The 23,180-nt window shown below is 47.8% G+C and carries 28 protein-coding genes; 27 read left to right on the top strand and 1 reads right to left on the bottom strand.

Going from position 1 to position 23,180, the window contains the following annotated elements:
* Window positions 1-4 precede the first annotated feature (4 nt).
* The 26 genes from NI000_RS04515 (at window position 5) to NI000_RS04390 (ending at window position 21,565) form a co-directional block, all read left to right on the top strand.
* Window positions 5-355: a hypothetical protein gene (locus NI000_RS04515; protein ID WP_253408121.1), complete on the top strand. Its 351-nt coding sequence runs from the start codon at window positions 5-7 to the stop codon at window positions 353-355.
* A gap of 24 nt (window positions 356-379) precedes the next feature.
* Window positions 380-3,364 carry a hypothetical protein gene (locus tag NI000_RS04510; protein WP_253408119.1) on the top strand — a complete coding sequence of 995 codons (2,985 nt, stop codon included), beginning with the start codon at window positions 380-382 and terminating at the stop codon, window positions 3,362-3,364.
* A gap of 24 nt (window positions 3,365-3,388) precedes the next feature.
* Window positions 3,389-3,763: a hypothetical protein gene (locus NI000_RS04505; RefSeq protein WP_253408117.1), complete on the top strand. Its 375-nt coding sequence runs from the start codon at window positions 3,389-3,391 to the stop codon at window positions 3,761-3,763.
* The gene (locus NI000_RS04500) at window positions 3,714-4,244 is read left to right on the top strand and encodes a phage adaptor protein (RefSeq protein WP_253408115.1); all 531 of its coding nucleotides are present in this window, start codon (window positions 3,714-3,716) and stop codon (window positions 4,242-4,244) included. Before NI000_RS04505 ends, NI000_RS04500 begins: the two co-directional genes overlap by 50 nt.
* Window positions 4,244-4,651, top strand: coding sequence for a hypothetical protein (locus tag NI000_RS04495; protein WP_253408113.1), 408 nt, complete (start codon window positions 4,244-4,246; stop codon window positions 4,649-4,651). The genes NI000_RS04500 and NI000_RS04495 overlap by 1 nt, the downstream gene beginning before the upstream one ends.
* Entirely contained in the window at window positions 4,652-5,218 is a 567-nt protein-coding gene (locus NI000_RS04490; protein WP_253408112.1) for a hypothetical protein, read from the top strand.
* Window positions 5,215-5,742 (top strand): hypothetical protein, encoded by a 528-nt coding sequence (locus tag NI000_RS04485; RefSeq protein ID WP_253408110.1) that lies wholly within the window; start codon window positions 5,215-5,217, stop codon window positions 5,740-5,742. The genes NI000_RS04490 and NI000_RS04485 overlap by 4 nt, the downstream gene beginning before the upstream one ends.
* Before the next feature lie 15 nt (window positions 5,743-5,757).
* Window positions 5,758-7,290 carry a phage tail protein gene (locus NI000_RS04480; protein WP_253408109.1) on the top strand — a complete coding sequence of 511 codons (1,533 nt, stop codon included), beginning with the start codon at window positions 5,758-5,760 and terminating at the stop codon, window positions 7,288-7,290.
* A 3-nt stretch (window positions 7,291-7,293) separates the two neighbouring features.
* Complete coding sequence (locus tag NI000_RS04475; RefSeq protein ID WP_216788403.1) at window positions 7,294-7,728, top strand: hypothetical protein; 435 nt, start codon at window positions 7,294-7,296, stop codon at window positions 7,726-7,728.
* 13 nt (window positions 7,729-7,741) lie between these two features.
* Window positions 7,742-8,098 carry a hypothetical protein gene (locus NI000_RS04470; protein ID WP_253408107.1) on the top strand — a complete coding sequence of 119 codons (357 nt, stop codon included), beginning with the start codon at window positions 7,742-7,744 and terminating at the stop codon, window positions 8,096-8,098.
* Window positions 8,099-8,320: 222 nt separating this feature from the next.
* Window positions 8,321-11,494, top strand: a complete 3,174-nt coding sequence (locus tag NI000_RS04465; protein ID WP_253408105.1) for a phage tail tape measure protein — start codon at window positions 8,321-8,323, stop codon at window positions 11,492-11,494.
* A gap of 3 nt (window positions 11,495-11,497) precedes the next feature.
* Window positions 11,498-12,094, top strand: coding sequence for a LysM peptidoglycan-binding domain-containing protein (locus NI000_RS04460; RefSeq protein WP_253408103.1), 597 nt, complete (start codon window positions 11,498-11,500; stop codon window positions 12,092-12,094).
* A gap of 79 nt (window positions 12,095-12,173) precedes the next feature.
* Window positions 12,174-13,211: a phage late control D family protein gene (locus NI000_RS04455; protein ID WP_253408101.1), complete on the top strand. Its 1,038-nt coding sequence runs from the start codon at window positions 12,174-12,176 to the stop codon at window positions 13,209-13,211.
* A complete protein-coding gene (locus NI000_RS04450; RefSeq protein WP_253408099.1) occupies window positions 13,208-13,486 on the top strand; it encodes a hypothetical protein in 279 nt (92 codons plus the stop codon). Before NI000_RS04455 ends, NI000_RS04450 begins: the two co-directional genes overlap by 4 nt.
* Window positions 13,483-13,869 (top strand): DUF2634 domain-containing protein, encoded by a 387-nt coding sequence (locus NI000_RS04445; protein ID WP_253408097.1) that lies wholly within the window; start codon window positions 13,483-13,485, stop codon window positions 13,867-13,869. The genes NI000_RS04450 and NI000_RS04445 overlap by 4 nt, the downstream gene beginning before the upstream one ends.
* A 2-nt stretch (window positions 13,870-13,871) precedes the next feature.
* Window positions 13,872-14,990: a baseplate J/gp47 family protein gene (locus tag NI000_RS04440; protein WP_253408095.1), complete on the top strand. Its 1,119-nt coding sequence runs from the start codon at window positions 13,872-13,874 to the stop codon at window positions 14,988-14,990.
* Window positions 14,991-15,004: 14 nt separating this feature from the next.
* Window positions 15,005-15,562: a putative phage tail protein gene (locus tag NI000_RS04435; RefSeq protein WP_253408090.1), complete on the top strand. Its 558-nt coding sequence runs from the start codon at window positions 15,005-15,007 to the stop codon at window positions 15,560-15,562.
* Between the two features lie 2 nt (window positions 15,563-15,564).
* Window positions 15,565-16,986 carry a hypothetical protein gene (locus NI000_RS04430; protein ID WP_253408088.1) on the top strand — a complete coding sequence of 474 codons (1,422 nt, stop codon included), beginning with the start codon at window positions 15,565-15,567 and terminating at the stop codon, window positions 16,984-16,986.
* Window positions 16,983-17,456: a hypothetical protein gene (locus NI000_RS04425; protein WP_253408086.1), complete on the top strand. Its 474-nt coding sequence runs from the start codon at window positions 16,983-16,985 to the stop codon at window positions 17,454-17,456. Before NI000_RS04430 ends, NI000_RS04425 begins: the two co-directional genes overlap by 4 nt.
* Before the next feature lie 6 nt (window positions 17,457-17,462).
* A complete protein-coding gene (locus tag NI000_RS04420; protein WP_253408084.1) occupies window positions 17,463-17,723 on the top strand; it encodes a hypothetical protein in 261 nt (86 codons plus the stop codon).
* 48 nt (window positions 17,724-17,771) lie between these two features.
* Window positions 17,772-19,019, top strand: a complete 1,248-nt coding sequence (locus NI000_RS04415; RefSeq protein ID WP_253408082.1) for an SGNH/GDSL hydrolase family protein — start codon at window positions 17,772-17,774, stop codon at window positions 19,017-19,019.
* Window positions 19,020-19,184: 165 nt separating this feature from the next.
* Window positions 19,185-19,433 carry a hypothetical protein gene (locus NI000_RS04410; RefSeq protein ID WP_253408080.1) on the top strand — a complete coding sequence of 83 codons (249 nt, stop codon included), beginning with the start codon at window positions 19,185-19,187 and terminating at the stop codon, window positions 19,431-19,433.
* 3 nt (window positions 19,434-19,436) lie between these two features.
* Entirely contained in the window at window positions 19,437-19,760 is a 324-nt protein-coding gene (locus tag NI000_RS04405) for a hypothetical protein (RefSeq protein WP_253408078.1), read from the top strand.
* The gene (locus tag NI000_RS04400; protein ID WP_253408076.1) at window positions 19,741-20,256 is read left to right on the top strand and encodes a hypothetical protein; all 516 of its coding nucleotides are present in this window, start codon (window positions 19,741-19,743) and stop codon (window positions 20,254-20,256) included. Before NI000_RS04405 ends, NI000_RS04400 begins: the two co-directional genes overlap by 20 nt.
* Complete coding sequence (locus tag NI000_RS04395) at window positions 20,249-20,875, top strand: glucosaminidase domain-containing protein (protein WP_253408074.1); 627 nt, start codon at window positions 20,249-20,251, stop codon at window positions 20,873-20,875. The genes NI000_RS04400 and NI000_RS04395 overlap by 8 nt, the downstream gene beginning before the upstream one ends.
* Window positions 20,876-20,890: 15 nt before the next feature.
* A complete protein-coding gene (locus tag NI000_RS04390; RefSeq protein ID WP_253408072.1) occupies window positions 20,891-21,565 on the top strand; it encodes a M23 family metallopeptidase in 675 nt (224 codons plus the stop codon).
* Between the two features lie 55 nt (window positions 21,566-21,620).
* On the opposite strand, the gene NI000_RS04385 is transcribed toward NI000_RS04390, so the two are convergent.
* Window positions 21,621-22,064 (bottom strand): hypothetical protein, encoded by a 444-nt coding sequence (locus NI000_RS04385; protein ID WP_253408070.1) that lies wholly within the window; start codon window positions 22,062-22,064, stop codon window positions 21,621-21,623.
* Window positions 22,065-22,799: 735 nt separating this feature from the next.
* Between NI000_RS04385 and NI000_RS04380 the strand changes: the two genes are divergently transcribed.
* Window positions 22,800-23,156, top strand: a complete 357-nt coding sequence (locus NI000_RS04380) for a hypothetical protein (protein ID WP_253408068.1) — start codon at window positions 22,800-22,802, stop codon at window positions 23,154-23,156.
* Window positions 23,157-23,180: the final 24 nt, after the last annotated feature.

The following is a 23,180-nucleotide window of genomic DNA, read 5'->3' as shown; positions in this document are numbered from 1 at the left end:
GTGAATGTGCAAATGCGACCCGAACATTAGGACTCCATATTGCGACAGCGATAACTGTAAAGCGGCTTCTATGACTTTACAAGAAATCGTAAGTCAACTCGAATCATGCGGCTATACATGCGAGGCTGGCCCACTTGAGAATAACATCGCATTCCAAGCGCTCAAGGAACGGAGCCAGTTCAAAGGTTTGACCGTTGAGGTTAAAATGACGGATTTGGACGTTTTCCAGAAATCACTTGAAATCATACTTCATATTGCTCAAAACACAACTGATGATAACACAAAGGAATTCATAGCTACTGAAGCAGCACCTATCCTTCGAAAGGCGGTGATGACTAAGACACCGACGGTTTGATACTAAACGAAGGGAGGGCTAAGGGTGAATAAACCCCTAAGAGTACTTGATTTACAACTTTTCGGCGGTATCGGCTTTACCGCTGGCGATGACGAGCCGGTTAAAGATGCGCTTTCCGACGATCCGAGGATGAAGCAGATTCTTGACGCTACAAGCGCAATATCGCTACTCGCGATCAAAAAGCAGCTGGCAAACGAGCCTTTATCTGAAATCGATCGCCGCATTTATTACGAAGCCATAGAAGCTAAATGCCGGACAGAATTTGGTTATTACGAGGTTGAATACGCGGCCAAGCAAGAAGAAGAGGCAGCAAAACCTCCTGTTGGCTTCCAAGTCAACAGCGCCACTGTAACCGTAACGACAGATTCAGTGGAACCGAGTTTCGCAGTCATCACGGATTCGGCCGGTGAAGCGATGGACATATGCCTTTCTAAGGCCGTTGCAATCACCGACGCCGAAGGTAAATGGGCAGGCTGGTACAAGCAACCTGTTTCCCGGGTCGATGCGATTAACGGCAATAACCGGATTTATCCGCGACCTGTCTATCAGCCCACACTTGACGCACTGAAGCAAGCAGGCTTCCCATACGCCGGAGAGCACCCGCATCCACCTTCTATGAAGGGCATGGATGGCCGGGTGCTTTTTGATTCCAAGGTACCGAATCAGGCGGTCAAATTTCGGAACGCATATATTGACCAAAACGGCGTTGTTTGGGCCGAGTACAAACCTCTTGATACAGATATGGGGCGACAAGTACAGGCGATGCTTGATGCCCGTCTGCCGATCGGTTTTTCTAACCGAATGACCGGAACGATGGTGCCAACAACGGTAGAAGGCCGGAAGGTCAATGTCGCCAAGTCCCTTAACCTTTACACCTGGGACGTTGTGCTGAATCCAGCCGAGCCCGATGCATTCACAACGCCGTTGCCGCTGACTGATTCCGCAGTAACCGAAATCTTAGATTCTATCCTAAAGGGAGATGACCCGAAAATGAATTTTCTCGCAATGACACTTGAGCAATTGAAAACATGGAAAGCCAGCAACGTCGGCCACGCTGAAATGGCTATGTGCGATGCGGCTATCGCAAACAAGGAAAAAGAAGCCGCTCTGACGGATGAGCTCGAGCAGCTCCGCCGCAGAGAAGAGGAACGCAAACAGGCCGAAGAGGCAGCACAGAAGAAGCAGGCTGCTCAAACGGCTCTTGCGGATGCTGTTCAAGCCCTGCCCTATGATGACAATGTGAAGGCGGCTATTCTGAAAAAAGGTGAAGTAATCATGGATGCCGCCGCCGTTTCCAGTTTCATCGAAGGTGAGCAGGCTGTACTGGATCCTGTATTTGATTCGTTTACAGTCGAAACAAAACTGGCCGGTCTGGGTGTGCCTCAATCCGGCCGAGCAGTAACTCTTGATCCGACGGTTACTGTGACATCTAACCCAGAACCGTGGAGACCAATTGTCGACAATTTGCAGGCGGCATTCGATGACCGTTATCGTGAGATTGAACGAAATTTCCGACCGGATGTTGAGATGAGGAAGACTAACCGAGAAATTATTGATCGCTTAATGGGGAAATTGGGACGTGAGAAAAATGAACAACACACAAATTTCATGCGCTCGCTTACAGACGCCGCTCAAACCATACAAGACGGCGTAATTACAGATTCTGCTTTGTCCAGCACGGGTGATTTTGCACAAGCGCCGCTCATATCCCTTGCCTTCATGTATCAAGCTTGGCAAGACCTTCAGTTCTTACAACTGGTCATGGCAGATACTTTCAACGGTTCGACGTATAAAATTCCTGTTGAATTTCAATCGAGTGATCTTTTTACGGAGGATGACTTTGTAACTGGCGAATACGATGGAATCCAAACGGAAGGTGTCCATACCTACTTCCTTGAATTCGGCGCTGAGTGGCTGAAGAGGGGGACGGTAATTTCAAAGGAAGCTCAACATGAACTGCAAACCGGCCCTTTCAGATATGATGTTGTAGCTCGAAACCTTGCCCATCTGGCAAATCGCTATAGCCTGGTGAATGACCAAAAACTGAGCCGCGAAATGCTGTATGTATCTGATGAATACGAAGCCAGAGTTGTAAATAATGAAGCCGTAGCTGCTGCTGAAATTGTAGCTGCAACTTCGGGTCCTGGTGGAAACGTCCCGGCAAACTCAAACGCAACTTGGGTTGTGAGCCTACTTTGCGGCTATGTTAGTGGTGCAATCGGCAAACAAGTTCCTCCAATTGTTCGCCCGCGAACTCGTGTATGGCTGGATACAACTGGTCGAAAACAGACCGAAATGGTAAACGATATTATTGTCAAGCGTGGAGGAACTACGTTGACAAGAGGTGTTCTTACTAAGGAAGATAAGAGAATTATTAACGGGGATTACGGTGTTGATTTCGAAAACGGCAAGCTTTATTTCGCTGCTTCTTCTGGCGTCGATAACAATACAAATAGACCCACTATCAAGTATGCATATGCTACAAATGTAAACTTCTTTGACCTCACTATTCCTGCACCTTTAGCCGAGATGCCTGCTCGTTATTACAACCGTTTGTTAGAGAGATTTGATATGCAAAAAGCGTATATGGGATCTGCACCGCGTTATGTGATGCCTGACTTTGCAATTGGATCGTTGAATGCAATGGTGCCTATCAAACAGGCAGAGTTGTTTTATAAATGGGCTTCTCCAGAAGGAACAAGCTTCCTGCGTGGCAATATGTGGTTTGCTACACGTGCTGGAATGCAAATTGGAGAAACGAATGCACCTTGGGAAGCAGGGGACAAACGAATTCTGATCGGAAAAACGAATGCCACTCGATTTGGAATTGGTTCACCACTTCAAATCGAAGGACCTGAAGCATATTTTGATACGAAAAAGATGCAAGTCACTTCTGCCAAGCAGTACTATGCAACCCAACAAGTCGGTATCGCAACACCTCTTGTAATCGACGGTACTGGTAAACAGTACAACCCGCCATATCGCACTATCAAATTTTTTAATTCCTAAGAAGGGAACGTGATCTATATGCCTATGAAAGTGAATAACGGACACGCATTTTCTCATCCTCAAACCGGGCTTTATATTGGCCCGGGGGACATTTACTTCGAAGATGATCCGGTACCGTCCGTAGAAGCAAATCAGGAAAGCGGCTTTTTAAACCAATCTCTTACCTTGGAGCAATTTACCGAGTTAAAAGCCTCCGAGCAGAAATCATTCTTGCAAAGTCTCAATATCGATCTGGGGTCCAACGAATCCCAACGAATCGAAAATTACGCGGCATGGCTCAAAGCTAAAGAAACAGAAGGAAACGTTTCTGAACCTGTCGTACCGGTTCCGGAGAAAGGGGCTACAGAGGATGGACCAGACGGCCCTGCTGACGGCGCTGAGAGCGGAGATCGGGGATAAAGATAAACCATATCGGTATGATGATGCGGCGCTGCTGGGATTTATCCGTGGCGCCGTTTATGATTACTCCCAGTACCGTCCGCTGCGACGGCGGGGAACACTTAATTTTCAGCCGGGCCAACAGGAATACACATTGCCGGCTGATCTCCAAACATGGGTTACGGGACTGGAAAAATACGAGGTTCTAGATAACATCGTGTATCTGGACAGACCGCCGGCAGCATCGTATTCGGTGGCCTACACTTACCTCGGAAACCATGATATCGTCAGCATGCCGGAAGCTCTTTCCCTTGTGCTTGATTTCTGCATGTGGAAACTTCTTTCCGATGCAGTGCGTGAAGGGTCTGAGATCAGTGAGTTGAAACTCGGTAAAGGTCTTGATATCAAGTTTGATAACTTCGACCAGATCAAAGAACTTGCTGACAAGCGATACAAAAGCTATTTAGCTGCGGTGACTAAGCCAGTTGGTGGTGTAACCTAATGGATGCTTCGAAGTTGGCCCTAAAGGTCCGGAAAGTACTCCAAAAGCAGATACGTGCAAAAGGGTATGAGGTAGACGCCGAGCTTCTTTCTCCTGAGAAAATCAATCCTAGCCGACTGAATATTTCTGATGCCGGCGAAAAAGACCCGGACCCACATAAGGAGACTATCAGGATCGTTGTCACATCCCACGGACTCGTTGAGAACCCGACGGGTATCGGTGACAATCCGAACGAGATGCTTGAGTTCATCGTCATTGAGGACGGGACAGAGCCGGAACGTAAACAGGTACAGGAAGGACGCATTCTGATCTATAACGCAAAAAGGTACAATATCACATTAGTCAGCCCGGCCACGCTTGCCGGGCTGTTAATCATAAAAGAAGTCACTGCGAAGGCGGTGAAGTGATTGGCAGGATTTGAAGAGCTCTTTAGAGCATTGCATTCTATTCCAGGCGCTGCAGATCATGCCGTGAAAAAGGGCTTGAAAAAGGGTGCTGTCATTGTCATGGGCCGAGCCAAAGCAAAACTCGGAACATACCAAGGCGCGTCTGGATCTTTCAATGCTTGGGCTAAGCTCAGTCCCGAAACCATCCGTCGGAAGCATCTTTCGAAATCCGGAAGCGGAAAATTGACGCGGGGAGGTAAAGCATACCTCAAAAAGCATGGATCATGGGGGGCTGGAGGGAATGATGACAGCCCCTTGGTCGATAAAGGGCACCTTCTACAGGCGATCACAACAGATTTTTCTGAGTTGGATAACCGCGGTGTGTCCTATGTTGGTGTGGCTGCAGGGAGCAGAGCAGCAGGAAAAGGAAGCCCAGCGGATTCTGCTGCAGCACATGAATTTGGGTATGCTGCTAAGAACATTCCTTCGCGCCCTTTTCTGCGCCCGGCTCTCGAAGAATCTAAACCGGCAATCAAGCAAGAGGTCGCTAAAGCTCTGATCCATGAATTGGGGCGGTTCCGGAGATGAGAGATCCATTAGTCTCCACGTATGAAGCATTGGCTGCTGCAATGGTGAAAGTCCATGGTAAAGACTTTCCTGTGCTAGACGGCGATCCTGATCCGACAGTGTTCAAAAAGCAACTGCCGGCAGCACATATTGTCCAGGTCAGCGGAACCGTTGAAAAGGCCCTGATGCGGGAATATGAACCGCATGGTCTGATTAACAACGGAGACGGCACCTACACTGTGGGAACGGAGTCATGTCGTTTTGATTATCTGATTCAAGTATCCTTCTATGGGGCAAAGCCGGGGATCGCGCAGCGACTCTCCACTGCTTTCATGGCTTACGTCGAGATGGATAACGAACTAGTTATCCCGGGTGATAAATGGGGCGAGTCCATGCAAATATTTCTTGAAGCTCCACCAATGCCGCCGCGTGGAGAACCGGACTTGTACCAATGTGATGCAACCTATCGATGCCGTGGGAAACTCATCACCGAAGAGAGAGTGCAGTCCATCGATGTATCGAAATTGAAATTCAAAATTGAATAGAGGAGTTGATTTCTGTTGACTATTCTTCGAGGAGCTAAATCTTTAGCCGGCTTCCCTCCGGGGCTATACATCAATGAGCTGGCCGTTCCGCAGTCAGATGATACGGCTACGAGCGATTTTGTCCTTGGTTTTGTAGGGGAATTTGATCGTGGGCCGGTAAATCAATATGTGATGATCAGCGAGACGCCGAGTAAACGGTTAGCTGAAATTGCGGCGCCGATTCTCGGTTTAACCACAACAACAGCAAAAGGTAACGCCTTACTTGATCATCTAGACCGCGCACGTGTTAAAAAAGCGGTATTTGCGAGGGTGCTTGGTGCCGGCTATGCTACGGCATCCATAACCCTAAAAGACCGTCAAGCCACACCGGCAGACACATTGAAAGTGAGTCCGAAAGCTGGGCCGGGCACATATGCGAATATCTTTACGGTTGAGGTGCAGGATGGAACCACGGCTGGGACTTTCAAGTTAATACTGGGGTCCGATATCGGCGGAATGGAAACATACGACAACTTGAGCATGGATACGGCAGATGCTCGATTTGCGGAGAAGGTCGTAAATGCTGCAAGTGAACATTTCATCGTCACAGACATGAAATCAGCAGCAGCAACGCGAGCCCAGGCTATTCCTGCGGTAAAAGCAAAGACGCAACTTACTGGAGGTAGTAATGGCGCAGTTCTAACCGATGCCGATCGGATTGGAACAGTTGATTCCGGAACAGGTGTAAGGACCGGTCTGAAACTTTTGGAGCTTGTCGGAAACGTAGTTTCGGATGTCGCCTTCATCGACTACTCTTCTGCAGCAGCCGATGCAGCATTGAAGGTATTTGGCGAGAAATACAACTGCATGACTTACTGCGGACAGGGAACGGCAAATACGGTCAGCGCAGCCACCGCATACCGGAAAACATTCGATACTGACTTCATGCAAATGGTATACGGCCGGTATAAATCGGTTGGGGGGCAATGGATCTCGGGTGCATGCTTGTCTGCGATCGTTCATGCTATCGGAAATGTCGAGGACTCCGGTCTCGCAATTGAATGTCCTTGGATTGTTGGTTCAGATCAGGGGATTGACCTGGACGATTACACGACTCTTTACACGAATCAAATCGCAGCCTTTCAACTCAAACCGTCGGCCGTTGGAGACGGTTCCTTGGCTTGGCGCATGGCGAATGATTACACCCTCGCCTTAACAGATGTAGCTGGGGATGTAATTCGGGATGATGAAAACCGAAAAGTGAACAAGCGCCGGCTGAATAGCTGGATCGAAAAAGCTCTTGAGGCAGTCGCGGCGCCATGGCAAGGGAAGGCGCTGACCAAGAAAATGAAAGATGATGCAGAGCGGAGAATCCGGACATTTTTTGATAATTTAGTCAAGCCGGTGAATCCTCTCGAAACCAGCAAAATTGATGCATATTCAATTACCTTTGATTCGAAGGCAACCGCTATCGATCAGTTTGTCCAAAATATCAAGGTTAAGCACTACAACACCGCGGAATGGATTCTCTTGAACTTCCAAGGCGGAACGAACGTGGAGGTGAAGTAACCTATGGCACAAGATGGCCTGCTCGGAAAGAAGTTAATTATCGCTTTCACAGACGAACGGGGTAATGCTCTACAAAAGTCTCCTGAGATCTTGAAATGGTCAGTTGAGGAGATTACCAGCGAGGAAAAGAAACATCCTGTCGGCGAAGAAACTGAGCATCGACAAGTGCTGCAAAGCGGCTGGAAAGGAACGATCGAAGGCCAATCTCCAAATACAGCATACGACGATATTGTTGACTTGAAACAGCAATATCAAGACCAATTTGGCGGCACCCTGAAATTTGTTATTTTTACCTCTGAAACCTATAAGGATGGCACCGTTCGTAAGTACAAGTATGAAGAAGTTACGTTCGACGGATATAAACGTTCGTCTGATGGCGGGAGTAAACCGATCACTAACAATTTGAACTGGCACGCGACACGGCGTGTCAAACAATAGGAGGAACGAATTCATGAGAGAAATTACACTTTCCACAGGTAAAAAAGTCGGGCTGCGTGAGAAAAAAGGTCAACATCATTTCATTGAAAGGCGGTTGCTCGCAAGCAGTATTGGTGAAGGCGGTCAGAACCTCGGAAGCATCATGTCCACAGTAGCGGTAACGACCATTGTATCGATAGAGTCTATTGATGGTGAAAAAGTTAAAACACCGGATGATTTGACCGGAATCTATGAGTTGATGGACAACTTCACATACGACGAATGGAATGAACTTGAGAAAAAATCCCTGCCGGCAGATACTCAAAAGAAATTAGATGAAGCAGCAAAAAACTTGCAGAACAGCGATGGTTCAGACAACGAATCGAACTAGCGCTGGCATCCGGGGCGGGGATCTCTTTCAGCGAATCACTGGGGTTTGATGAAGTTGAGGTCTTTGCATCTATTATCATCACAAACGAATGGAACGAACGGGCGTCCTCTGATACATAATCGGAGGGCTTCCTGAGCCTGGGAGAATGACTCTCGCTTGCTCAGGAAGCAGCTAGGTCATCTTACGATGGCCTTTTTTATTTGCTTGAAAGGAGGTATTAAGTTGAGTTCTATCCTTGATCTAGCGATTAGCATATCTTTGGCCGATCATATTTCATCTGGTATTAAGGGAATCATCGGCAATTTTAAGCTGATGGAAAAAGCCTCTGACGACGCCAAGAAGAAAATGGAGAGTTTCAAGACAATGGGCTGGGTTGGAGGCGCTGTTGGAGTGGCCGGGGCCCTTGGCTTTAACGCTGTAACCGATGCAGTTATAGGGGCAACAAAAGCAGCAGCTGATTTTGAGGATGTCATGACGAACGTTAAAATGGCGGCGTTCGGAAAGGACCTGCTGGACAAAACAAAAGCTGGAGAAATTAAACAAACTCTGGATGACCTAACGCTCGGCTTCGAGAAGTTGGGGATCGCAACGAAATTCAGCGATAAAGCCGCGGCTGAAACATCTCTCGGCATGTTGAGAGGTGGCATTGATAAGGAGTTCATTCTTGGCACAAAAGACACGAAAGGAAAATATAATTACTCCGGCTTGACGGCGGCGATGTACTCCGCCCAGCTGGGAGACATCGATCCTCAGTCTTCTGGTGACTTCATTGCTAAACAGAAGGCTGCCTTCAATATGAATGGAGACCGGACCCTTGAAGCGGTAAACTTTTACGCTAAAACCGCAGCTGCTTCCACAATGGACATGAAGAGCTTAATTCCTGGTATGCTGACGGCTTCGGGTGTAGCTGGAACTCTCGGGATGACCCCAGAGGACACAGCGCTCCTAGTGGCAGCCACGGGGACCTATACGAAAGATGGAGGGTCCGCCGGCACATTTACTAAGGACTTCTTGGATCGACTGATCCCACATACAAAGAAACAGAAGGAAGCAATGGCGGAGCTCGGCTGGTTGAAGGGTGACGGATCCAGCATCTTTTTCAATGAGTCCGGAAAGATCAAAGGCTCAGACTTCCTTTTCAATACTTTACAGGAGACGTCCAAAAAATTCAGACCTGACCAGTTCCAAAACATGATGAGTAAGGTATTTCTGGAGCAAGGGAAAAACACTGCGCTCGCATTAGCGAACCAAAGTCAGGTTTACTCAGACATCAAGGGTAACGTCAGCAACCAGCTCGATATGTATCAGCAAGTTGACCTACAGATGCAAAATACCAAGAGCATTGCAGAATCCTTCGCGGAAACGTGGAGCGTAGTAAAGCGGGTATTTGGCGACCCTTTTTTAGAGCCAGCGAAGGCTGCTCTATCTGCCTTGAAGAATGTCCTTGAGGGCGTGATACCTTGGGCAAAAGAACACCCTCAAATCATCAAAATGGTGACTGCAGTAGCATTGGGGGCGACTGCCTTTCTTGCAATCGGTGGAGCGATTACCGTAGCTGTAGCAGCCTTTGGGGCCTTGTCTACGGCCGTGGCTGCTGTAGGTGGACTTGGGACAATCGCTCTCATCAGCGGCGGTGTTGTTGCAGCAATTGGAGCCATTGCCGGGGCTGCATACCTCATATACAAGAATTGGGACTCCATCAGTCCTTATGTAAGCGGCGTATGGGACTCTGTGAAATCAGCAACCGTGTCGGTATGGGATACAATAAAACCCCATATCACAGGTGCTGCAAGCGAAATAAAGAGCTCAGTGATTGGCGGATTCAGCTCCATAGCGTCGTTTTTCAATGAGATATGGCCCCAAGTAAAAAGCATTGTTTCGGACGTGTGGCCGTACATTAGCGCCATCGTCTCAATTCACATAAAATTCATGTGGTTTGAGATAAAGACTACGGCAATGGCGATTTGGTACACCCTCAAATTCGTTTGGACCATCGTCAAGGAAGAAGCCATCGTCGTATGGACGCTGATTAAGGACTATATCAAGCTTACGGTTGACTTTATATCCGGAATCGTGAAAGTTGGCGTGAAGCTACTGCAAGGGGACTGGGCGGGTGCCGGGGATGCTATGAAAGAAACAACTTCAAAGCTATGGTCCAATGTAAAGCAGCTCTTTACCGACGGTCTTTCCGGAATAACACGCGTCTTTGGTACCGCAGTTGACGCAGCTAAACAGTGGGGAAAAGATATGTTTGGCGGCGTTATGAGCGGTCTTTCTTCTTTATGGGGATCGATAACCTCGACCTGGTCGGGCATCCCTGGATATTCCTCGGGCATCTGGGAAAAGGTGAAAAGCGGCATTGCTTCTGCTTGGGGTAGTATTGGACCATCTGTATCCGGACCCGTCCGGGAAGTATGGAACACGTTGAAAAGTGCGTGGTCCCAGATATCAGCTTTTACGAATGAGGTTTGGCCGGATATAAAATATATAGTCGGTGGTGTGGCAAATTTTTGGTGGCAAAGCGTTAAAGCTTACCTCACCACCATTTGGAATTTTATAAGCTTCATCTGGCCCGGGATTCGTGATGTCGTCCTGTACAATTTGAAAAACATCTGGATAGGGATTGAATTTGCTGGGAAAGTAATCTGGGCTACGATGAAACTCACATGGAGCACGGTTTCTGAGGTTGTTGAGGTTGCCTGGACGAATATTAAAAATGTCATTGCCTTCTGGTGGGACTACATTACCGGCATGATTAAGATCGGATTAAAGGTTCTTAGGGGCGATTGGTCCGGGGCATGGGAAGCAATGAAAGAGATGGGTTCAAATCTATGGTCCGACATAAAGCGGCTCTTCAGCGAGGGTTGGGAAGGTATTATGAAGCTTGCTGGCACATGGAAAGAAGCAGCGAAACAGTGGGGCTTGGACATTGTCGATGGACTGGTCAATGGTATTAAAGACTCTTGGGAAAATGTCAAAACTACCATGGGGCAGCTCTGGGATGAGTATGTGAAAGATCCGTTCACGAAGAAAGCAGGTATAAATTCTCCTTCTCGCGTAATGAAGGAGAAAGGCAACAACATTACCCAAGGCGTCGCGATCGGCATCATGGATCAGGTAGGGCTCGTGAAGAATGCTTCCGAGTCTCTTTTTAGTGCAGTACAGGTACAAGGAGCTGGGCGAGGCGGAAGTGGTATTTCTGTAAATAGACCGCCTGCTAATGGTGGAGGTACTGTTATAAACGGTGGCTTTAACATTGAGATCCACCAACAACCAGGAGAAAATACCGACGCCCTGCTTGCTCGATTAAAACGAGAGGTAAATACAATGCTTAATTCCGAGTCTCAGCGAGCAAACCTGACAATCGGCGCCCGCGGCCTAGCAAGGGGGTATTGATCCATGCGAGTGGCTATAGGTGAATTTGAGTTGAAAGACTGGGAAAAGCCGGACTTCATAAACCGCGGCGGAGAGCAGATGTTAGCGATCCGTCCTTTTCCCGGGGGGAGTGTTTCAATCCAAGACATGGGGCCGTCATATCGCCCGATTACATGGAGCGGTATGTTCATCGGAGAGGACGCTTACGATCGCATGATGACTCTCGGCTTGATGAGAACCGCCGGGAAGCCAGTTGAGTTCTCTTGCGACAAATTTTCCTTTCCGATCGTAATCAAGGATTTCTACCCGGATTACAAAAGCGACACAAGAATTCCTTTCACAATCACCCTAATTCACGTTGTTGATCTACGCCAGAAGTCTGCCGCACAACTGGTAGATTCCATAGACAAGGCCGCAGTTCAGTATGCCGAATCTTCTTCAAAGCAACAAGGGAAGACCTATGTCGTAAAGGATGGAGATACGTTGTGGAAAATAGCTAGAAGGGAGACGGCAGGCAAGAACGCGAATCTCGTAGAGCAAATATATCAGGACAATCTCGATGTTCTGACCGTAGGACCTAATTGGATTTTGCCGGGAATGGAGTTGAAGATAAATGTTTAGAGATCCACTCATTAATCGGTCGGGTCCGTTCCGACCTACTGGCAAACCTATCGTAAGTATAACCATCAATGGCCGTCGGGTGAATGATTGGATCAGTTTTTCTGTAGATCTGAATGGTCTTGGAGCTGTTGATACATTCGATATCACATTACCTTGGGAGGTATCTGAGCAGCCGAGAGATGAGTTGCTTTTCAGCGGTCCAGACAGATCGGCTGACCTCGTCACCGGTGCTGCAATCCTCTCCATAGAAGCCGGCTTTGAAGGAGAAGGACCTTTATCTTTGTTGATAGAGGGGCCGATGGATCACCCGACATGGGATTTTTCAAAGCAGCAGGGGGAAATAGTTTTGATTCGCGGTCGATCCTATGCATCCCGGCCATTCGACTTCAAGGAGACGGCAAAGTGGCAAAACTTGACTAGCACAGCGGCATTCAAACAAATTGCGATGCAGCACGGGTTGACCCCTGTGGTACCAGAGGAGACATCAAAACTGATCGGTGAGTACGCCAAGGACGACCACGTCAATATGAAGCGAGAGGTCTCACATTGGGACTTTGTTTTATATTTGGCTCAGGCAGAGGAATTCACCACACGAGTGAAGGGAAAAGAATGGTTCTTTGGTCCAAACAGTGAACTGCCCGGATTTGATCTTGAGCCAATCCCTTTCTCATGGGGATTCAATATTGACGAGCCGTTTCGAATCGAACGAGCTCCGAACGCTGCAAGGAACTTGACCGTCGAGGTGATCTCATGGGCTCCTGGAAAAAAGAAAGGTGGTCGGCGAATCATCGAGAAGGCTACGATGCGGGGTTCGAGTAGCGGACATAAGTACACCCTTCGTTACTATTACCCGAATCGGACTCGCGACCAATGTCAACAGCAGGCCAGAGCAATTTTGGCGGAGCTTTCAAAAAATCAGGTCTATGGGTCATTTTCAACCGATTGGTTTCCAGAGTTATCGAACGACCGGAAGATTGCAATATCTGGTGCTGGTCAGGGGCTTAATGGCAACTACTTTGTTCCTAAAGTATCGATCACGGGCTCAAAGGATGAAGGTATTCGATCCGAAGTTACTTTCACCAATCTTCCGCTTGAAGAAGGAGGGACGTTCGGATGAATTTCTTTTCTAATCAGAGAAGATCGATGGACGACGCACTACCTCAATCACCGATCGTATTTGCCATGGTCGCAGCTGTAGATCAAAACACTAGAAGCCTGAAACTTGTAATCGAGCCATGGGGCACAGAGACAGGATGGTGCCGCGTGTTACGAGTGAATGAACCTGCTTGGCCCTATAAAATGGACCAAGAGGTTCTTGCTGCGGTAGTACGTGGGGATCACGGTGATGAACAGTATGTCGTATTAGGGCTCTTGGATGGTGGTGAAGTATGAATTTTGGGGCTGATTTTTTGATTTTGAATGGTGAGTTCGTCTGGGAAGGAGATAACCTTGCTACGGTTAGTGGAGAAGACAACGTCGATCAGCAAGCATACCTTCAGTTGATCACAGACTCGGGTGAAAGTGTGTTCTTCACTGATTACGGGGGTCGACTGCAAATGTATCTATCCAGGCCTTTTAACGACGAAAACAAGAAGAAGGCCGAAGCAGAAGCAAAAGCAACTTTGTCGCGTGTTGGGGATAGATGGATTGAACAGGTACTTGAATGCCGCATCGAATTGGAGGAGACAAGCGGGAAAAAGGTTCTATTCGCTAAGTACCTCTTGCAAGGGTCAACGACACCAAGGGATATTAATCTCAAGATGGAGGTGATATAGGCGTGATTCAGTTCCCGTCGAAAGACGAGATTACGCAAAAGCTTGTCGAAAACCTCCTTGGCCCGAATAAAACAATATCAGATTTACAAAACCAATGGGTAACGAAGCACCTACTGCTTGGACTGCGTGAAGCGATCTATTCATTCGTCATTGTCCTCAAATTGGTATACGAGCAATTTACCGTTAAGGGGGCCAAATGGAACAAGCTTGATGAAATCGGCTATGAATACGGGGTCGACAGAAAGCAAGCAACGAAGGCGGTTCATCAGGTTGCGCTTAGAAAATCAAGTCCGGTTAACGTGGATACTCCCGTGCCTGACTTGTTTCTTGTTACAACGACCCCTTATGGGAATAACCCGCCGGTACAGTTCCGGGTGATCCCCAAACAGGACGCAAAGATTTTATCGGGCCAATCTTCAGTAACTGTAAAGGTCGAATGCACGGAATCCGGGTCTGTCGGAACGGTACCAAATGGAGCAATCAACTTGGTTGCACAGGCAGGCTTTGATTCTGTTACAGATTCTGTTCTAGTCACGGCCGGAGCTGAGCAAGAGGATGATGAACCCTACAGAGCACGGATTCTTGAGAGAAAGCGGAATCCGGGGCGTGGGGGGACTGCCTCCGACTATAAAATTTGGGCAGAGAGCGTAGACGGGGTGGTTTCGGCGTTGGTCCTTCCTCGAAATAGAGGAAACGGCACAGTTGATATCGTAATCACCGGTGCGAATGGAGTGCCAGGCGCTGACTTGGTCAGAAGCTGCCAAAGTTACATTGACACGAAAACGCCGGCAGATATCGCAGATGGCGGAGTGAAGGTAATTGCACCGACATCTGTTGCCATAAACGTAACGCTTTCTAACTGTACTTGGGCCGCGGGTTATAACGTCACTACAGGTGCCTCTATTGTGAAGGATGCGATCGGCACGTACATTTCCAAGCGGGCGAATAAAGATCGTATAGTCCGGGTGGTAGATATCATTACCACTGCTAAAAATGCTTTCGACAAAACGGATTTGAGCCAAAAACCTGTGCTTCTTGACTTCAATGTAACGGCTCCTGCAGCCAACCGTACCCTGGGGAATGTTGAAATGGCGGTCCCGGGGACGATATCAATGTCCTGAGTAGGTGATGTTATATGAATTTCTCGTCGTTTTTGATGAGTTTTTTCCCGCATCGTTGGCTCAATCCGAAGCTTCATGGGAATAAGAAGATGTTTGAGGGGCTAGGTAAAACTCTAGATCAGATGAACGACTTGCTGCAGCAGGTCAAAAATGAATCCCGGGTCCTTACAGCCGTTGATACAATTTCCCTTAGAGAGGACGAATACGGGATACCTTCCGATCCGTCGATACCGCTTGATATCCGACGTTCGAGCATCATAGCCAGAATGAGGGAGCAGGCCCGACCGATCACGAAAGATGATCTTTTAAACGCTCTTCGTTCCTATGGGTTGGAAGCAGAGATCACAAACATTCCCGGACAATCGTTGATGAAAATCAAAATTGTAAGTCCATACGGAGAACCATCAGGATTTCAGCAGATCCAAGAGTTTGTCGAAGAAGTAACTCGGGCTCACGTAGGTAAAGAGTGGGAATTCTCTCATGTTAGGCATTATGAACTCGAACCATTCACTCATGCCCAAATGGAAGGGAAAACCCATGCTTATTATGAAACGCATCTTCCTTCGAAATAGAGGTGAAAGAAGTGCAATACTCTACAAACTATAACTTCAAAAAGCCGGATAGGCTAATCGATAATTATGATATTAGAGATCAGAACGAGAACTGGGATGCTGCCGACACAGAGTTGAAAAAAGTTAACGACAAACTGGCAGCGACTCCAACGAAAACCACTACGCCTCTGAAACTCTATGTCAACGGCTCAACAGGCAACGATGCGAATGACGGAAAAACAGCAGCCACAGCATTCAAGACGATCCAAAAGGCTGTAAACAGCTTGCCACAAGTCATTAATCACGTATGTGAGATCATTATTGCAGCAGGCACCTACAATGAAGAGGTTACGATTTCTGGCTTTTCCGGCGGAAGTGCGCTTTGGATTAAGGGGACTGACTCAACATCCTATTATACGGCAAGAGCATTTGCGTTCGACGGTGTGACGGTACGCACTCATTTCGATACGGCCGAAGCGAATGGAAAGCATAGCGTATTTGGTTGTGCCTTCTATATTCGTGGGTGCACAAGCCTACAAATGAGTGCTCCGAAATCGGTGACTGTTGATACGTCTTATGATGGCATATATGTTGAAAAATCAACTGCGTTTATCTATTCGGCTGTGATTTCGTCAAAGAGATCCGCTATTGTTGCCGATTACGCAAGTAAGGTACACGTCGGATTTTGTTCGGGCACGGGCAACGTGTACGGTATCCAATGTGCCCATGGAGCGAGCATGGGCATAGAAGGGTCGCAGCCTTCTGGTACCACTAACCGATTGGTATTAGCAGGCGGTTCGCTAGATGACGGAGTTTTATCAGCGACAAGTGGGAATATCACTTTGTACGTTTCTCCTTCCGGAAATGATGGGAATGATGGCTTAACGGCAGGCACAGCGCTCCGAAGTATCCAAACAGCAATTAATCGGATTCCGCAAATCGTTAATCATACGGTAACGATTGTAGTAGCTGCTGGAACATATAGCGAAGATGTAGTGCTTAGTGGGTTCATGGGTAGGGGACAAATTATTATCAATGGCGACACCGTTGTTAGTGACAGCAGACAACTGTTGAGCATTGGCGTTTATAGTACTAGCTGTGGGGTATGGCTTCAAGGTCTCCGACTAAACAGCATATCCCGTAAGTGTATTGAGGTCTCGAGCGCGGTGCATGTAGATATTCAGAGAATGCGCATGGTCACAAATGCACCATACGAAGGGGTGTATGTCGTCGCTTCCTCTGTGCATGTCGGATTCTGCGAAATATCGAATCGCTCCGCGGCCATTTTTTCTCGAAGGGCACGAGTATACAGCGATAGCAATACGGGAGCGAACAACACATATGGGCTCGTTGCCGATACGGCCGGAACTATCGGAAAGAACGGGTCGCAGCCAGCAGGAGCGACTTTGGAAAATCAGTATGCCGGGGGAGTGATTCGAGCATGATTGCGATTCTATACAAAAGCGGCAAGTATGCGGGCTTCGTTGATAATGTGCAGACCATTGATGGTCAAGATGTCATCGGATCGACAGGATCCGCCCGCGGAGTCACACTCAACATTCTAGTCACCGACGATGGAACGATCCGTTCAGAACAGGTTGAAACAGCTCGATTCAAAACCATCACGGGATACGACGAAAAGGGTGATCCACTAGAGGATGAAACGATCCTTTATGAGACACGGTATTACGTTTCGACCTCGAAAGGAGATTTTCGTCCCGGAGATCCATTTGATCCGAAATTATTCACGGACAAGCGGGATCTTCTCAGGAAGACAGACAAGCAGATTATTGACGAGCTCAACAAAGCGAATGTCGAGCTGGCTTTGAAACTGAAACAACAAGAAGAACAAGCCGCTGCCGTCAGCGCCGATTTACAGGCGTTTATGGAATACATCATGACCAAAGGAGAGTAGATCATCATGGCAAACTTACCGTTTCTCGTCTCCACGTACTCGCGAAACATCAATATTTTCGGAAAGGAGCGCTTTACGCCCCGGGATGGTTTCAAGGGCATTCCGGAGAGCTATCATTCTGACGTGGCAGGTTATGCTGCGAGAAATTATTACGTTGACGACTTGGATAGGGCACTCGCACAGGGTTGGATCACCCAAAAAGAGTACGACGACATCGTAGCTTTGAAGACTGCTGAAGATCCGGCATACAGGCCGATAGTAAAATAGTGATTGGCCCCGAACCGATCGGAGCTAATTTTTTTATGAGGTGTGTTTATGCTAAGGATAAATAAAAAAGGATGCTATGTTTATGATGCTTACGGCAAACTAATTGCGCCTGGAGAGATGTACGAAACATTTGATCCAGAAGATCCAGAAAGTAAACCGCGAAGCGTACCAGCACGTTCGATTCAAGCCGTGGCGACCCGCGGCAGTCATTTATGCAATGGAGTATATCCGACCAAAGCAGACGATCCTGTAGTGAAAGAGCAGACATCCAAAACATATCACGAATTTACCGAGGATCGACCTGAAATCGCTGTTATTTTCGGGAATTTTTATGACCAAGATGTTCCGGTTCCGAATAAAATTTCGGTCAGCGCAGCCATTGAGTACCCGATCGGGAGTACTAAGCGAATTCCAGTCTACACATCAAGCGGAAGTAGAACATTCATTCTTGACCCCGGAGCAAAACAACTATCCGATCTTGTGAGTGTCAACGGGAAAAAAGGCACTGGATTCTATATGTATACTTGCGTGAAGGTAGCCGAAGGCGAGAAGTTTCCGAGGGGCCTGGTCGCGTACAATTCTCGCGGGGAAGGGCTGAAAAATGCAGACATAGTGGATTCTGGGGCACCAGATACACACGGCCAGTTTGTATATCACCCCATTGCGATTGTAGGGCCTTCTGATGCCCCCGGAAACATCATAGTTGCTGATTCCATCGGCCAAGGCGCTGGAGACAATCCCCAAGACCGCGGATTTATCGCTGCGGGACTCGGGGCCGATTTTCCATGGATACGTGTTGCAAAAGGCGGGGAAAGCAGCTACGACTTCCGTGCTAACGGAAAAGCCATGTTCCGAGTCGGCCTTCTGAAATACGGGCGTCGAGCTTTTGTTCACTATGGTACGAATGACCTTATGGGGAAATCATTTGATCAGTTCAAAGCGGATATCTCAGCGACGTGGCAGCTCCTTCGGGACTTCGGCATAGAGGAAATCTACCAGTTCACGATTCCGCCGCGAACTACCTCAACGGATAATTGGGCGACCCATGAGAACCAAACCCCCGTAAACGCAAAGTTCGCAAAGGGAGCTGATAGGGATCAAGCAAATGCTTGGCTCCTGTCAAATCCTGCACCGGGCCTGCTCACTGGTACAATCGATACCGCGTCCGCCGTCCAGCATCCGAAGGACGGTAACAAATGGGATGTAGGCACAACGAAAGACGGCACCCACCCGAACGAAGTTGGCCATGAAAGAATGCGCCTGAAATTCACAGATTATCTGAAGAAGTTCAAATGAGCTCCGAGCTGTTTCGGGGCTATTTTTATTGCCTGAACGGGCGGGAAGGAGTAGGAAATGAGTGATACAGAAGTTCGGGCACTCAATGAGATATCTGGAAGGCTTGGCAGACTTGAAGCGCTCCATGAGGCGAGCACAAAAGCAACAAACGAGCTTACAGCTAACGTGAACAGACTTGTTGAAAAGCTGGACAAATCCGACGACATCGCAAAGGAAGCGGATCAGCGCGCCAAGTCGGCGCATCATAGGTTGGATGAAGTCGTGAGGCGCCTGGATGCGACGGACAAAAAAATCGATGAGGACCAGAAAGAAATTCGATCGGGACAGCGGTGGCTTATTGGTATCACCCTTAGCGCTGTCGGACTGTTCTTTACGGCTATCGCATTTTTCTGGAAGCTCAAGGGAGGCGCATAGGAAATGAAAGAAAGCCAGTTCTTCACATGGGAGGCTCTTTCCGCTATGGGAGGGGCTTCTTTGTTGACCTTTTTCATTGTTCAATACAGCAAGAGTTTGCTAGATGAGTACCTGAAGGTCCCAACGGATATATTCGCCGTTATGGTGGCTTTCTTCGTGCTGTTGGCTGCACAATTTGCTACCGGCTCTAGTGTGACGGATTGGCGGGTATATGCTCTGACTTTCGCAAATTCGTTTCTCGTCGCAGCTGCAGCAGCCCAAATGCAACAAAAATCTATTAGCCCACCTGTGAGAAAGGGGAAACGGAATGATACCAGCGCACATTGAAAAGCGCACGCTGCGTGTGTTTGTCATTGACCCGGACAAGGCCGAACGAGAGGAGACTCCCGAGTTCCGAGCAGTTAAACACCGGCTAAAGGAAGACGGCCTCTATCGCTGCTACATTTGCGGGAGGACAGACGAGCTGCAGGTGCACCACCGGATATATCATATGTTCGCGAATCTCGTAGACTTCGAGAAATTGAAAGAGTTTTGCGAGGAGTGGGACGTGTACGGGTATGGCAAGCTGCTGAAACACAGCCCGATCACATCGATCGACGATATTCGAAATATGATGGTTCTCTGTCAAGACCATCATACAGGCACTAGTGATGAAGTAGACGGCGGAACCGGTATCCATAATCTACCCTTGGGCGAATTCATGATGCAGAAGCTGGCGCGGCCCGACTGCAATCCGATTCCGCAAGATGGCGAATCCTTCGAGGAGGCAATGGAACGGGTGCGGCATCATCAGAAGCGAGAGGAGCAAGCGGACAATGTTTGACACAAATCATTGGTGGGAGAAAGCGAAGGAGGCCAGCCGTCAAACCGGCTGGTTTGCTACAGTCATTTTTGCTCAATGGCAATGGGAAACCGGTTATTTTCAAAGTAGAAACTTCACCGAAAATAGAAATATCGCGGGCCAAACTTGGACGCCGCAATATCCCGAATCTATGAAAGGCACAGCTCGCCCTGCGAGCGAAGGCGGCTATTACGTCCGATACGACGACCCAGTTGTCGGGTATGTTGATTTCATCCAGCGCAATCCACGGTATGCCGGAGTGAGGCTCCAGCGGACAGAAGAGGGGCAGATACGTGAAATTGCGCGGCAAGGATGGGCAGCTGACCCAAACTATGCGGAGAGCCTGATTTCGAGGCTAAGAAGTAATGCGAAACAAGGATACACATTAGAGGAGGTCAACGAACCGGTGCTGAAAGCAGAAATCGCAAACAATATCATTGACGGCTATCTCAAGCCGGCATATGCGACGCATGAGGCATCATATCAGGCGGCACTCGCTGCTGGAGACACCGAAGGAGCGGAAACCGCAGTAAAACTCCGAGATTGGCAGCGGACGCTTGCAAATGCATTGCGCCGGGCGTCTGGCCTGCCGGAACAGTAGGAGGCGAGCGACAATATGAACGTTTTCGAAGGCTGGAAAATAACAAGCCCGTACGGATACCGGTCCGATCCATTCACCGGCAGCCGAGTATTTCACACGGGCATCGACCTCGTCAAATATCATCGTTTTCCAATCCCCGCCTTTGTTGGTGGGGTTATTCTTTTTGCCGGCGAAGGCGTTGCGGGCACAGGATTCGGTGGCTATGGAAACGTGGTCGCGCTGCGGGATAAAAAGGGGTATGTCCATTGCTATTGCCATCTTGATTCGGTGGCCGCCCAAAAAGGCCAGACGATCTCCAAAGGAAATATCGTCGGGTACCAAGGGACGACCGGCCGCAGCACCGGGTCCCATCTGCATTACGAAGTCCGGTCCAAGGACACGCCAAGTTACGGTTACGGCGCGCATGTTGATCCCGGGGAATACCTTGAACTTTATTGCGAAATTACTGACGAGGATGTGGATAATATGGCAATCAAAGCGGACGATTGGTTCTGGAAACAAGCATACAACATTTTAGGGGCAGCATATAACAAGGGGGAAATAGAATGGCAATGGTGCCAGAAGGTTCTTGATCGAACTCTGACGGCTGGGGAATATACGCATGTGTTGGCCGTGATCAATGCACGTACTCAGGGGATTGATGTAGACGCGGAGAATCCAGCAGCAATTCCCCTAGACCAGAGGGGATAGTTAAAGTGAAAACCCCCGTTAGCCAACGGGGGTTTTTTGTTGCAAACTTATTAATCTATTGTAAGGGCAACACACTGTTGGGCAAGTCGATATGAACCGGATTAGATGTCCATGACTCTCCCATTGGCTTAGTGTGCTCTTTATCTTCGTAGAATCGAACCACCGAATATTGATACCAATTTTCAGTCATAAATCCTTTTTGGTATAAGTCGTATGTGTAGTAAGCTGCAGGAATACTTTGATTTGCACCATACCCTGTCAAAGTCATTACCACCTTAGCTGTCCACCCAAGACCGGGAATAGAACCCGCAAGTGTTGCCGCAAGTGCTGCAGCATCTCTGGCCGCTTGCGTGTGGCCCGACATCGTACCTACATATTGATAGGATTCTAACGCTGCGGCTTGTTGGACTGGTTCAGCAGACGCCAACGAAGAGATAGGGGAAAAGGCACTTACAGTCAAAGCAAGTGTTGCAGCGACGATCAAACTTCCTTTTTTCATAATAAAAGTTCCTCCCACTACGAATTATTTTTTCTTTTTCAAAAATCCGTTGTAAATCCTAACCAATATCACGATGCCTACAAAAATTACAGCAGGCCAAAAGACATCTCCTGATACGTTTGCACGTTGCATCCAGACTATACAGAAGATATACAAAATAGTGGTAATGATAAGATCTACAACCAATGCTTTCTTACTCATGATGTGTTGTCTCCGTTCAGTAAAGTTTAATTTTCTCACTTTAAAACTATTTCTTTTGAAACCTCCTTGTTTTTATACTCGGAGTAAAAAGTGTATCCTTGATTATAATAGTAAAATATTCCAAAAAAGTTAATAGTAACAATGGACTATTTTGAAACTTAATAATTTTCGTCAAAATTGTTGAATTCCCTCGTGTTTACTCGAAAAAGAAAGCCCCGTTACGGATGAGTTGGCTGCTGTACAGAAAGAAATACGGGGACGAGGGATACGGGAACAGAAAATCGCTAATAACCGCAAGGAAGCGCGGGCAGTTATAAAGATAGGGCGGCATATGCGAGAGGTTATGAACGAGTTGAAGCGGCATCAAAGCAGTTAAATGCATCCGACAAGATTTTTGGAAAGTTCGACTAATTTTGTTCAGGATAATACCGTTTTTCTGCCAGATAATCAAAATGGTCAAAAGCTAATGTTAAATATTGTATTGTTGATCTTGTTCAGATTAACTGAACAAAAAAAGATAAAGGAGCGATTGTCATGAAAAAAATTGCATCCTTGACTTTACTTTCAGCATTAGCCATCACTTCCATTACTTCTGCTGCAAGCGCCGAACAAATTCAACCGCGCGAAATTAGCTCAACAAGTAGTGTTTCCCAAGAGATTATCGCGCCAGCAAAGACAGAGTACATTGACGTATGGAATTTACGCGTGGGTGATCGTTTCGACTTGCCTGATCCGGATAGATTCACATACAATACAAATTCTGGCAATATTAAGATTAATCATCGAACAGGTCGAGTAACCATCAAATCAGTCGGAGATGGTACGGCGAGGATTGGAGTTTACGAAAATAGGTCACTAGAGTACGTATATATTTTGCATATTAAGGAGTAATTACCCTCTCAGTTAAAGTACAGA

This window comes from Paenibacillus tyrphae, from assembly GCF_024158745.1.
Classification (GTDB): domain Bacteria; phylum Bacillota; class Bacilli; order Paenibacillales; family NBRC-103111; genus Paenibacillus_G; species Paenibacillus_G tyrfis_A.
This window is presented reverse-complemented; position numbering and strand designations above follow the sequence as displayed.